This window comes from Streptomyces sp. NPDC104581, assembly GCF_055583685.1.
The window spans coordinates 24,739-36,512 of sequence record NZ_JBVJNN010000055.1; the positions used below are offsets into that span (position 1 = coordinate 24,739).

Annotated in this window: 13 protein-coding genes; 7 read left to right on the top strand and 6 right to left on the bottom strand. The window is 71.4% G+C overall.

Annotated features, from left to right (window positions below):
* The first annotated feature begins 175 nt into the window (after positions 1–175).
* Positions 176–1,165, top strand: coding sequence for a GTP 3',8-cyclase MoaA (gene moaA, locus ACZ61E_RS29770; protein ID WP_469703191.1), 990 nt, complete (start codon positions 176–178; stop codon positions 1,163–1,165).
* On the opposite strand, the gene ACZ61E_RS29775 is transcribed toward moaA, so the two are convergent.
* Both ACZ61E_RS29775 and ACZ61E_RS29780 read right to left on the bottom strand, forming a co-directional pair.
* Positions 1,148–1,405, bottom strand: a complete 258-nt coding sequence (locus ACZ61E_RS29775) for a hypothetical protein (protein ID WP_469703192.1) — start codon at positions 1,403–1,405, stop codon at positions 1,148–1,150. The genes moaA and ACZ61E_RS29775 overlap by 18 nt on opposite strands.
* Positions 1,406–1,655: 250 nt before the next feature.
* A complete protein-coding gene (locus ACZ61E_RS29780; RefSeq protein ID WP_469703193.1) occupies positions 1,656–2,030 on the bottom strand; it encodes a DUF3099 domain-containing protein in 375 nt (124 codons plus the stop codon).
* A gap of 216 nt (positions 2,031–2,246) precedes the next feature.
* Between ACZ61E_RS29780 and ACZ61E_RS29785 the strand changes: the two genes are divergently transcribed.
* Positions 2,247–2,534 (top strand): GlsB/YeaQ/YmgE family stress response membrane protein, encoded by a 288-nt coding sequence (locus ACZ61E_RS29785; protein WP_469703194.1) that lies wholly within the window; start codon positions 2,247–2,249, stop codon positions 2,532–2,534.
* A gap of 264 nt (positions 2,535–2,798) precedes the next feature.
* Here ACZ61E_RS29785 and tyrS read toward each other — a convergent pair whose 3' ends face one another.
* The 3 genes from tyrS to ACZ61E_RS29800 all read right to left on the bottom strand — a co-directional run bounded on the left by tyrS (position 2,799) and on the right by ACZ61E_RS29800 (position 7,060).
* The gene (tyrS, locus tag ACZ61E_RS29790) at positions 2,799–4,076 is read right to left on the bottom strand and encodes a tyrosine--tRNA ligase (protein WP_469703195.1); all 1,278 of its coding nucleotides are present in this window, start codon (positions 4,074–4,076) and stop codon (positions 2,799–2,801) included.
* 66 nt (positions 4,077–4,142) lie between these two features.
* Positions 4,143–5,540, bottom strand: coding sequence for a metallopeptidase TldD-related protein (locus ACZ61E_RS29795; RefSeq protein WP_469703196.1), 1,398 nt, complete (start codon positions 5,538–5,540; stop codon positions 4,143–4,145).
* On the bottom strand, positions 5,537–7,060 hold the full coding sequence (locus ACZ61E_RS29800; protein WP_469703198.1) for a TldD/PmbA family protein: 1,524 nt from the start codon (positions 7,058–7,060) through the stop codon (positions 5,537–5,539). The genes ACZ61E_RS29795 and ACZ61E_RS29800 overlap by 4 nt, the downstream gene beginning before the upstream one ends.
* Positions 7,061–7,250: 190 nt before the next feature.
* On the opposite strand from ACZ61E_RS29800, the gene fabG reads away from it, so the two are divergent.
* The 3 genes from fabG (at position 7,251) to ACZ61E_RS29815 (ending at position 9,361) form a co-directional block, all read left to right on the top strand.
* Positions 7,251–7,970, top strand: a complete 720-nt coding sequence (gene fabG, locus ACZ61E_RS29805) for a 3-oxoacyl-[acyl-carrier-protein] reductase (RefSeq protein ID WP_469703200.1) — start codon at positions 7,251–7,253, stop codon at positions 7,968–7,970.
* A 4-nt stretch (positions 7,971–7,974) separates the two neighbouring features.
* On the top strand, positions 7,975–8,745 hold the full coding sequence (gene fabI, locus ACZ61E_RS29810) for an enoyl-ACP reductase FabI (protein WP_469703201.1): 771 nt from the start codon (positions 7,975–7,977) through the stop codon (positions 8,743–8,745).
* Positions 8,746–9,001: 256 nt separating this feature from the next.
* Positions 9,002–9,361 (top strand): hypothetical protein, encoded by a 360-nt coding sequence (locus ACZ61E_RS29815; protein ID WP_469703216.1) that lies wholly within the window; start codon positions 9,002–9,004, stop codon positions 9,359–9,361.
* A 61-nt stretch (positions 9,362–9,422) separates the two neighbouring features.
* Here ACZ61E_RS29815 and ACZ61E_RS29820 read toward each other — a convergent pair whose 3' ends face one another.
* A complete protein-coding gene (locus ACZ61E_RS29820; RefSeq protein ID WP_469703203.1) occupies positions 9,423–10,097 on the bottom strand; it encodes a FadR/GntR family transcriptional regulator in 675 nt (224 codons plus the stop codon).
* 88 nt (positions 10,098–10,185) lie between these two features.
* On the opposite strand from ACZ61E_RS29820, the gene ACZ61E_RS29825 reads away from it, so the two are divergent.
* Positions 10,186–11,505, top strand: coding sequence for a CynX/NimT family MFS transporter (locus tag ACZ61E_RS29825; RefSeq protein WP_469703204.1), 1,320 nt, complete (start codon positions 10,186–10,188; stop codon positions 11,503–11,505).
* Between the two features lie 17 nt (positions 11,506–11,522).
* The gene (locus ACZ61E_RS29830; RefSeq protein WP_023542633.1) at positions 11,523–11,639 is read left to right on the top strand and encodes an SGM_5486 family transporter-associated protein; all 117 of its coding nucleotides are present in this window, start codon (positions 11,523–11,525) and stop codon (positions 11,637–11,639) included.
* The last annotated feature ends 135 nt before the right edge of the window (positions 11,640–11,774 follow it).

The window sequence follows — 11,774 nt, forward strand, 5'->3', positions numbered from 1 at the left end:
CACCAAAAAGAACACCCCCCCCCCCCCCCCCCCCCCTCCCTCCCCCCCCCCCCCCTCCCCCCCCCCCCCCCCCCCCCCCCCCCCCCCCCCCCGCTCCTCGTCGCAATCGGCCCTCTGGCGCTGTCACCCCTCTGCCGTAGGCTCGGAACAGGATCACGAGGGAAGGGGACTCACCGTGCTCATCGACACCTACGGCCGTGTGGCGACCGATCTGCGAGTCTCACTCACCGACAAGTGCAATCTCCGGTGTACGTACTGCATGCCGGAGGAGGGCCTCCAGTGGCTCGCGAAGCCCGATCTCCTCACCGACGACGAGATCGTCAGACTCGTCCGTATCGCCGTCACCCGGCTCGGCGTCACCGACGTCCGGTTCACCGGCGGTGAGCCGCTGCTGCGCCCCGGCCTCGTCGGGATCGTCGACCGCTGCGCGGCGCTCACCCCGCGCCCCAAGATGTCGCTGACGACCAACGGCATCGGGCTCAAGCGCACGGCCGCCGCGCTCAAGGCCGCCGGTCTCGATCGCGTCAACGTCTCCCTCGACACCCTGCGGCGCGATGTGTTCAAGACGCTCACCAGGCGCGACCGCCACCAGGACGTGCTCGACGGACTGACCGCCGCGCGTGAGGCCGGGCTGACCCCTGTCAAGGTCAACACCGTCCTGATGCCGGGGCTCAACGGTGACGAGGCCCCCGAGCTGCTCGCCTGGGCCGTCGCGCACGGCTACGAGCTGCGCTTCATCGAGCAGATGCCGCTCGACGCCCAGCACGGCTGGAAGCGCGACGGAATGATCACCGCCGGCGACATCCTCCAGTCGTTGGGCACCCGCTTCACGCTCACCGAGGAGGGCGGCGAGGAGCGCGGATCGGCCCCCGCCGAGCGCTGGATCGTGGACGGGGGTCCGCACCGGGTCGGCGTCATCGCCTCCGTCACCCGCCCGTTCTGCTCGGCGTGCGACCGCACCCGGCTCACCGCCGACGGTCAGGTGCGTACCTGCCTGTTCGCGCGTGAGGAGACCGATCTGCGCGCCGCCCTGCGTTCGGACGCCTCGGACGAGTCCGTCGCGACGCTCTGGAAGCTGGCGATGTGGGGCAAGAAGGCGGGCTCCGGGCTGGACGACCCGACGTTCCTCCAGCCCGACCGGCCCATGTCAGCCATCGGCGGCTGAGCGCTCCCGCTCCCACTCGGCCAGGGCGACCACGTCCTTCAGGAAACCGCGGACACCGAGGAAGGACGTGAGGTGTTCGCGGTGCTCGTCGCAGGCCAGCCAGGTCTTACGGCGCTCGGGCGTGTGCAGCTTGGGATTGTTCCAGGCCAGCACCCACACGGCGGCGGTGCGGCAGCCCTTGGCCGAACAGACGGGCCCGTCGGGGCCGGAGGCGGCGCCGGGGAAATCGAAGAGGTCCACGGCCTCAAGCGTAAGCGGTGACCGGAGTGTGCCGGCGCCCGGTGAACCCCGGGGGCATACAGTCTGATCTCAGGAGAAAACGCGCAAAAAGGGCGACGCCGAGCAGCCACGGGGGGAGCTGCCCGGCGTCGGTCCGTCGCTCCGACGGGGGATGCGGAGCGCCTACAAAGTATGTCACGGGTAGTGGCCTCAGGTGCACCGGAACTTCATGATTGATCTGAGCTTTTCTTGAGCTTTGATTTCGCGCGGCTTAAGCGTGACCGCGCGGGGGAGCCGGGTGTTCGTACTCCGCGGACCGCACGCCGGATTCCGCTCCCCCCGCCGCGGGGGCCGGAGCGATCATCGGCCGGATCACCGGATCGAGATGGGCCGACGGCAGAGAACGGGCCCTCTCGCGGCCCCCGTTGGCGATCACGACAGCCACATAGGGCAGCAGGATGCCCAGGACCAGACCCGCGATCGCCACATAACGCTCAACGTTCCACAGCACCACGGCCAGGATGATCCCGAGAGTGCGCACCAGCATGGAGATGACATAGCGCCGCTGTCTGCCGCGCACGTCCTCGTCGAGCCCCCGCCTCGCTCCCGTGATCTGGAAGACCTCGGCGCCGCGCTGCTTCCGCATCAGATCCACCATCCGATTCCCTCGCCGACCGTTCCCCTTGCCGAACTCGCACAACGGTACGCCCGCCGCGCGCCGCCCACGAGAGGGGGGGACCACCCGCCGCCGGCGCAGCGCCTCCCCGCCGGGCCACGTACGGCCCTGCTCCGCATGCGGCGTACGCCGGACACACCCAGACTTGGCCCACATGCGCAGAGTGCGCCGCACGAGGAGGCGACCATGAGCTGGTTGTGGGCAATCATCGTGGGCCTGGTCCTGGGGCTGATCGCCAAAGCCATCATCCCCGGCAAGCAGCAGATCCCGCTGTGGCTGACGACCGTGTTCGGAATCCTGGGCAGCATCCTCGGCAACGCGGCCGCGGGCTGGCTCGGGGTCGCGGACACCAAGGGCATCGACTGGACACGGCACGTGCTCCAGCTCATCGGGGCCGTGGTCGTCGTGGGGGTGGGCGACATGCTCTGGTCGTCGATCCGGGGCGGCAGGAGACGGGCCAGAGCGTCCAGATGACCACCGGGCCCGGCGGCGGGCCCGGACAGTGGGGGGGGGGGGGGGGGGGGGGGGGGGGGGGGGGAGGGAAGGGGGGGGGGGGGGGGGGGGGGGGGGGGGGGGGGGGGGGGGGGGGGGGGGGGGGACGCACTACCCCCCCCCCCCCCCCCCCCCCCCCCCCCCCCCCCCCCCCCCCCCCCCCCCTCCCTCCCCCCCCCCCCCCCCCCCCCCCCCCCCCCCCCCCCCACCACTGTCATCCGCCGTGACCGACTGTCCGCCGTCCGGTCAGGAGACCTGCTCCGCCGTGACCTCGACCGCGGCGAGGTTCTTCTTGCCGCGGCGCAGCACCAGCCAGCGCCCGTGCAGCAACTCCGCGGCGTCCGGCACGGCTTCGGAGTCCGCGACCTTCACGTTGTTCACGTAGGCCCCGCCCTCCTTCACCGTCCGCCGCGCCGCCGACCTGCTCGGCGCCAGCCCGACCTCCGTCAGCAGATCCACCACCGGCACCAGCTCCGCCACCCGCGCGTGCGGCACCTCGGACAGGGCCGCCGCCAGTGTCGCCGCGTCCAGCCCGGTCAGCTCGCCCTGGCCGAACAGCGCCTTCGACGCCGCGACCACACCGGCGCACTGATCGGCGCCGTGCACCAGCGTCGTCAGCTCCTCGGCCAGCGCCCGCTGCGCCGCGCGGGCCTGCGGACGCTCCTCGGTCAGCCTCTCCAGCTCCTCGATCTCCGCACGGGACCTGAAGCTGAAGATCCGCAGGAACTTGGAGACGTCCCGGTCGTCGGCGTTCAGCCAGAACTGGTAGAACGCGTACGGTGTCGTCCGCTCGGCGTCCAGCCAGACCGTGCCCGACTCCGTCTTCCCGAACTTCGTGCCGTCGGCCTTGGTGATCAGCGGTGTCGCCAGGGCGTGCACCGACGCCCCTGGCTCGACCCGGTGGATCAGATCCGTGCCCGCCGTCAGATTGCCCCACTGGTCACTGCCGCCGGTCTGGAGCGTGCAGCCGTAGCGCCGGTTCAGCTCCAGGAAGTCCATGCCCTGGAGGATCTGGTAGCTGAACTCGGTGTAGCTGATGCCCGCGTCCGAGTTCAGCCGCCGCGCGACCGCCTCCTTCGCGATCATCTTGTTGACCCGGAAGTACTTCCCGATGTCCCGCAGGAAGCCGATCGCCGACAGACCCGACGTCCAGTCCAGGTTGTTGACCATGGTCGCCGCGTACGGACCCTCGAAGTCCAGGTACCGCTCGATCTGTCCGCGCAGCCGCCCCACCCACTCACCGACGACCTCGGGCTCGTTGAGCGTCCGCTCCGAGTTCGGCTTCGGGTCGCCGATCAGCCCCGTCGCCCCGCCCACCAGACCCAGCGGACGGTTCCCCGCCAGCTGGATCCGGCGCATGGTGAGGATCTGGACCAGATTCCCCAGATGCAGGCTCGGCGCGGTCGGGTCGAAGCCGCAATAGAACGTGACGGGGCCGTCCGCGAACGCCTTGCGCAGTGCGTCCTCGTCGGTGGACAGGGCGATCAGCCCGCGCCACCGCAGCTCGTCGACGATGTCCGTCACGTTTCTCGCGTCTCCTTCGATGGGTCAGGGGCGTCCCGGCGTCGTGACGACGGGACGCCCCCGAGGTTATACGCCCTGGCTGACCGAACTCATATTGAAATCCGGCACCCGCAGGGCGGGCATCGCGGCCCGCGTGAAGTAGTCGCCCCACTCACGCGGCAGCGTCCTCTCCGTCCGTCCCGCCTCCGACGCCCGCGACAGCAGACCGACCGGTGACTCGTTGAAGCGGAAGTTGTTCACCTCGCCGACGACCTCGCCGTCCTCGACGAGATAGACACCGTCCCTGGTCAGCCCCGTCAGCAGCAGCGTCGCCGGATCGACCTCCCGGATGTACCACAGGCAGGTCAGCAGCAGCCCGCGCGAGGTGCCGGCGACCATCTCCTCCAGCGAACGCCCACCGCCGCCGTCCAGGACCAGGTTGTCCACCGGAGGGGCCAGCGGCAGCCCGGTCAGCTCCGCGCTGTGCCGGGTGGTGATCAGCCGGTCCAGCTTGCCGTTACGCATCCAGTCGGTCGCCCGGAGCGGCAGACCGTTGTCGAACACCGACGCGTCGTCGCCCGAGGAGTGCGCGATCACGAACGGCGCGGACTCCAGCCCCGGCTCGGCGGGGTCGCTGCGCAGCGACAGCGGCAGTTTCGCCAGGGTGTCACCGACCCGGGTGCCGCCGCCGGGCTTGGAGAAGACCGTCCGCCCCTCGGCGGCGTCCCGCGCGGACGACGACCAGAGCTGGTAGATCAGCAGGTCGGCCACCGCGGTGGGCGGCAGCAGCGTCTCGTACCGGCCCGCGGGCAGCTCGATCCGGCGCTCCGCCCACGCGAGGCGCCGCGCCAGCTCCGCGTCGAGCGCCGCCGGATCGACGTCCTTGAAGTCGCGCGTCGCACGCCCCGCCCAGGCCGACCGCGACCGGTCGGGAGACTTGGCGTTCAGCTCCAGCGTGCCGTTGGGCTGGTCGTGGCGCAGCCGTACACCCGTGGACGTACCGAGATACGTCGACGTGAACTCGTGGTTCGCGAAGCCGTACAGCTCACGGCCGCCGGACCGGGCACGCGCGAAGGACTCGCCGAGCGCCGGCGCGAAGTCCGCGAAGACCGCGGACGTCGTCTCGGCGGGCGCGTCGGTGAAGTCCCCCGACACCGGCCCGGCCTCGACGAGCGGCCCGGCGTCCTCAGCCGGACCCGCGCCACGGGCGGCGGTCTCGGCGGCGCGCACCAGCGGCTCCAACTCGTCGGCGGTGACGGCGGACCGGGACACCACACCGGAGGCGGTGCCCTCCTTGCCGTCCACGGTCGCGATGACGGTGAGCGTACGGCCCCGGGTCACGCCGTTCGTGGTCAGCGCGTTGCCCGCCCAGCGCAGATTGGCGCTCGACCGCTCCTCGGCGATGACCACGCAGCCGTCGGCGGTCGACAGGGCGAGGGCCCGCTCGACGATCTCGTGCGGCTTGCCGCTGCTGCTCGTGCTCATCGTCCGGCCTCCTGCGTCGTGTTGAGGATGTTCACGCGGCGGAACAGCGCCGACGGGCAGCCGTGGGAGACCGCCGCCACCTGGCCCGGCTGGGCCTTGCCGCAGTTGAAGGCACCGCCGAGCACATACGTCTGCGGTCCGCCGACCGCCTCCATCGAGCCCCAGAAGTCCGTCGTCGTCGCCTGGTAGGCGACATCGCGCAACTGCCCGGCCAGCTTGCCGTTCTCGATCCGGAAGAACCGCTGCCCGGTGAACTGGAAGTTGTAGCGCTGCATGTCGATCGACCACGAGCGGTCCCCGACCACATAGATCCCGCGCTCCACACCGCCGATCAGATCCTCCGTGGCGAGCCCGCCCGGATCCGGCTTCAGCGACACGTTCGCCATGCGCTGCACCGGCACATGGCCGGGGGAGTCGCCGAACGCGCAGCCGTTGGAGCGGTCGAAGCCCGTCAGCTTCGCGATCCGCCGGTCCAGCTGGTAACCCACGAGCGTGCCGTCCTTGACGAGGTCCCACGACTGGGCCTCGACGCCCTCGTCGTCGTAGCCGATCGTCGCGAGCCCGTGCTCCGCCGTCCGGTCACCCGTCACATTCATGATCGACGAGCCGTACGCCAGCTTGCCCAGTTGGTCGAAGGTCGCGAAGGACGTGCCCGCGTACGCCGCCTCGTAACCGAGCGCCCGGTCCAGCTCCGTCGCGTGCCCGATCGACTCGTGGATCGTCAGCCAGAGGTTCGACGGGTCGACGACCAGGTCGTACGTCCCCGCCTCGACGCTCGGCGCGCGCATCTTCTCGGCGAGCAGCGCCGGGATCCGCTCCAGCTCGGAGTCCCAGTCCCAGCCGGTGCCGGTCAGATACTCCCAGCCCCGGCCGACCGGGGGCGCGATCGTGCGCATCGAGTCGAACTCGCCGCTCTCGCCGTCCACGGCGACCGCCGAGAGCTGCGGGTGCAGCCGGACGCGCTGCTGTGTGGTGACGGTGCCCGCCGTGTCCGCGTAGAACTTGTTCTCGTGGACGGTCAGCAGTGAGGCGTCCACGTGCGCGACGCCCTCCCCGCGCAGCAGCCGCGCGCTCCACTCCGCGAGGAGACCGGTCTTGTCCTCGTCCGGCACCTCGAACGGGTCGATGTCGTACGCCGACACCCAGGTCTTCTCCGCGTGCACCGGCTCGTCGGCCAGCTCCACCCGCTCGTCCGAACCCGCCGCCGCGATCACCTTCGCCGACAACTTGGCCATCGCCACGGCCTGTCCGGCGACCCGAGCCGCTGCGTCCATCGTCAGATCGACCCCGGAGGCGAACCCCCAGGCACCTCCGTGCACGACCCGGACCGCGAACCCGACGTCGGTCGAGTCCGACGAACCGGCCGGCCTGGCGTCCCGCAGCCGCCACGCCGCGCTCCGTACCCGCTCGAACCGGAAGTCGGCGTGATCGGCACCGAGAGCACGCGCCCTGGCGAGCGCCGCGTCGGCGAGCGCCCTCAGCGGCAGTGCCAGAAACGACTGATCCACCTCATGGGGCACGTCGGCCTCCCTTTCACACGACTCGGTAAAGGTGTCCGCAGTGAATCATGCGGTACGGAGGGGAATTTCGCCGCGTTTATGTAGAGACCCCACAGTGACCGTCCCGAGGCCCTGTCAATGCCCGAGTCCACGGACCGGCGGATCGACCGATAGGTTCTCCAGGAACCTGACAGCTACGAAAGGTGCTCCGTTGAGCCGCTCGGTTCTCGTCACCGGAGGAAACCGGGGCATCGGCCTCGCCATTGCCCTGGCCTTCGTCGGCAACGGCGACAAGGTCGCCATCACCTACCGCTCGGGCGAACCGCCCGAGGCCCTGACAGAGGCGGGTGCCCTCGCCGTCCGGTGCGACATCACCGACGCCGAGCAGGTGGAGCAGGCCTACAAGGAGATCGAGGAGACGCACGGCCCCGTGGAGGTGCTGGTCGCCAACGCCGGTATCACCAAGGACCAGTTGCTGATGCGGATGTCCGAGGACGACTTCACCTCGGTCCTGGAGACCAACCTCACCGGCACCTTCCGGGTCGTCAAGCGCGCCAACCGCGGCATGCTGCGCGCCAAGCGCGGACGCGTCGTGCTCATCTCCTCCGTGGTCGGGCTCCTCGGGTCGGCGGGCCAGGCGAACTACGCGGCGTCCAAGGCGGGGCTCGTCGGCTTCGCCCGCTCGCTCGCCCGTGAACTCGGCTCGCGCAACATCACGTTCAACGTCGTCGCCCCCGGTTTCGTCGACACCGACATGACCAAGGTGCTCACCGACGAGCAGCGCGCGAAGATCGTCGCCAATGTCCCCCTCGGCCGTTACGCGCTGCCCGAGGAGATCGCGGCCGCGGTCCGCTTCCTCGCCTCGGACGACGCCGCGTACATCACTGGAGCCGTCATTCCCGTTGACGGCGGATTGGGCATGGGTCACTGATCACATGAGTGGAATCCTCGCCGGCAAGCGCATCCTCATCACCGGTGTCCTCACCGACTCCTCCATCGCCTTCCACGCCGCCAAGATCGCGCAGGAAGAGGGCGCGGATGTCATCCTCACCGGCTTCGGGCGTCTCTCGCTCGTCGAGCGCATCGCGAAGCGGCTGCCCAAGCCCGCCCCCGTCATCGAGGTGGACGTCACCAACCAGGAGCACCTGGACTCCCTCGCCGACCGGATCCGTGAGCACCAGGGCGAGGGCGCGAGCCTCGACGGTGTCGTGCACTCGATCGCCTTCGGCCCGCAGGGCGTCTTCACCTTCCTGGACGCGGAGTGGGAGGACGTCAGCACGGCGGTGCACGTCTCGGCGTACTCGCTCAAGTCGCTGACCACGGCCTGCCTGCCGCTGATGGAGCGGGGCGGCTCGGTCGTCGGGCTCACCTTCGACGCGCAGTTCGCCTGGCCGAAGTACGACTGGATGGGCGTCGCCAAGGCGGCTCTCGAATCCACCAACCGTTATCTGGCCCGTGACCTCGGCGCGCGGAACATCCGCTGCAACCTCGTCTCGGCCGGTCCCCTGAAGTCGATGGCCGCCAAGTCCATCCCGGGCTTCGAGGACCTGGCCGAGGTGTGGAGCCACCGCGCGCCCATCGGCTGGGACCTGGCCGACCCGGAGCCCACGGGCCGTGGCGTCGTCGGACTGCTGTCGGACTTCTTCCCCAAGACGACGGGCGAGATCGTCCACGTCGACGGCGGTGTCCACATGATGGGCGCCTGACCCGGCGACCTGTCCGGGAGCCGCGTGACCGCCGGAGGGCGGCACGCGGCTCCTTCGCGTCGCGGGCCGTCGAGCATCACCCTCCGTAGTCACCCGAGTCGATAACGGCGACGACTCCCCGCAGACTGGTCGCGGAGGAGGTGTCGCTGTGTACCGCAGAGCGCGCAAGGTGGCCGCCTCGCTGACCGTGGCGGTGCTGATCGTGGCGGGTCTCGCCGTCACGGCCCTCGTACGGGACGACCCGCCGCCGCGCCCGGTGAAGAAGGCCTCGGTGGCGGAGGCGCCCGGCGCGGGGCCGGCGACCGCGGCTGCCGGCGACGGCCGTGACGGGCGTGCGGGCCGTGAGGGGCACGGCCGGGGTGACGGGCGCCAGCGCGATCCGTTCGGGGCCTCCTGCCGTACGGCGATCGAGGGCTCGTCGGTGACCGCGCACTGCCACAACCCGTACCCCGGCACCGACCGCCTCCAGCTGCACGTGGAGTGCGCGCGCTGGTGGGACGTCGACTCCGACGGCGCCCCCGTCGAGGCCGGGCCAGCGCGTCACGTCCTGCTCACCGGGCGCTGCTGGAAGGAGGTCGACTCGGCCTGGGTCAGCCACGCGCGCGTCGGCCCCTGAGCCCGTCCTCCCGGACAGCGGTAGGCGGGCGGTACACGGCCCGTTGCGCGGACGGTGCGCCTCAGACCGATTCGCGCAGGCAGGTGAACGCGTGGCTCGCCGCCTCCGCGCCCGCCGTCTCCTTGTCCCCGGCCCTGATCGCCGCCACCAGCCGCGCGTGGTCCAGATGGAACGCCGGCCGGAGCTCACGCCCCACGTCCGCGCGCAGCCCGTCGCGCATCAGCTCGCTGAGGTCCGCGTAGAGCGCGGTCAGCACCTCGTTGTGCGAGGCCGAGACCACCGCGAGGTGCAGGGTCGCGTCGGCGGCCACGAACAGCTCGGCATTCCCGCCCGCCCACGCCTCCTCGCGCCGTGCCAGCAGTGTCTCCAGCTGCCGCATCTCCCGCTCAGTACGCCGCTCCGCCGCCAGTCGCGCGGCCGATGCCTCAAGGGTGGAGCGCACCTCCGCGATGTGCCGGGCGTCGGCGTCGGCGAACCTGCGGTGCATCACACCCGCCAGCTCGCTGGTGGCGACGACGTAGGTGCCCGAGCCCTGCCGGATGTCCAGGAGCCCGTTGTGCGCCAGCGCGCGGACCGCCTCGCGGACGGTGTTACGGGCCACCCCCAGCTGCTCGACCAGCTCGGGCTCGGTCGGGATGCGGGAGCCCACCGGCCATTCGCCCGACGTGATCTGGTTCCGCAGCTCGGTGATCACCTGATCGGAGAGCGCGGATCGCCGGGGGGAGGTCAGGGCCATGGTGCTCCAGGTTCTCGGTGCCGGGGACGACGGGGTCCGGTTGCCTCGGGGTGGACAACCAATCATCCCATGATTCTATGATGGCGTCATGCTTGACGAGACCACGACCCCGCTGCCACCCCGGGAGGACGCCGCGCCCGCGCCCGCCGATTCTCCCGCACCGTCCCCGTCCCACGGGGCGACCGGGTGGGCGGCCCGGCTTCTCGTCGTGGGACTCGTCCTCGCCGCCGTCAACCTCCGGCCCGCCATCACCAGCCTCGGCGCGCTGCTCGAAGACGTCAGCGCCGGGCTTCGGATGAGCGGCAGCGTCGCCGGGCTCCTCACCTCCGTACCGGCGCTCTGTTTCGCCGTCTTCGGTGTCACGGCCCCGCGCCTGGCCCGTCGCTTCGGGCCCGCCTCGGTCGTCTGCGCGGGCATGGCCGCGATCACGGCCGGTCTGCTGATCCGCCCCTTCACCAGCGGCACGGGCGCCTTCCTCGCGGCGAGCGCGCTCGCGCTGATGGGCATAGCCGTCAGCAATGTGCTGATGCCGGTGATCGTGAAGCGGTACTTCCCCGGCCGCGTCGGCACCATGACCGGCCTCTACTCGATGGCACTGTCCGCCGGCACGGCCGTGGCCGCCGCCGCGACCGTCCCCATGACCGCCGCGCTGGGCGGCAGTTGGCGCGTGGGACTCGGTCTGTGGGCCGTCGTCGCCGCCGTCGCCGTACTGCCCTGGGCCGTGCTGCTCGTACGAGACCGGGGGAGCGCCACGGCGGGGAACGCGGCCGGCGGCGGGACGGGGGAGCGGAAGCACGCACCGGCCCGGACCCAGGCCGCCGCTCCGGCCCCGAGGATCGTCCGCAGCCGCACCGCGTGGGCGCTCGGCGCCTTCTTCGGGCTCCAGGCCACCGGCGCCTACATCACCATGGGCTGGATGCCGCAGATCTTCCGCGACGCGGGGGTCTCGGCCGGTACGGCGGGGCTGCTGCTCGCCGTCACGATGGTGATGGGGGTCCCGCTGGCCTTCGTGATCCCGCGACTGGCCACCCGGATGAAGAACCAGGGCCCGATCGTCGTCGCCCTCGGCGCCTGCGGTCTGACCGGCTACGCGGGCCTCTTCCTCGCACCCGCCGCCGGCGCCTGGGTGTGGGCGGTGCTGCTGGGCATCTCGAACTGCGCCTTCCCGCTCGCGCTCACGATGATCGGCATGCGCGCCAGGACCGGCCCCGGCGTCGTCCGGCTGTCCGCGTTCGCCCAGAGCACCGGCTATCTGCTCTCGATCCCCGGACCGCTGCTGGTGGGCGTGCTCTACCAGCACAGCGGCGGCTGGGAGCTGCCGATCACACTGATGGCCGGGCTGATGGTGCCGCAGATCGTGCTCGGCGTGGTGGCGGGCCGGGACCGGACGATCGAGGACGAGTGCTGAGATGAGAAACTGGGCACATGCCAGTCCTTGACCCGAATCCCCAGAACGGCCAGAAGAAACTGCTGCTGATGTTCGGCACGATCATCGGCATCATGGTCGTGATCGCCGTCATCGCCTCGATCGCCTCGCCCTGAGCCCCTCCTTTCCCGGGGCTCGGTTCGCCCGAGAGGCGGCCGGGGGGGGGGGGGGGGGGGGGGGGGCGAGGGGGGGGGGGGGGGGGGGGGGGGGGGGGGGGGGGGGAGGGGGGGGCGGGTGTAGAGCCCGTAAGG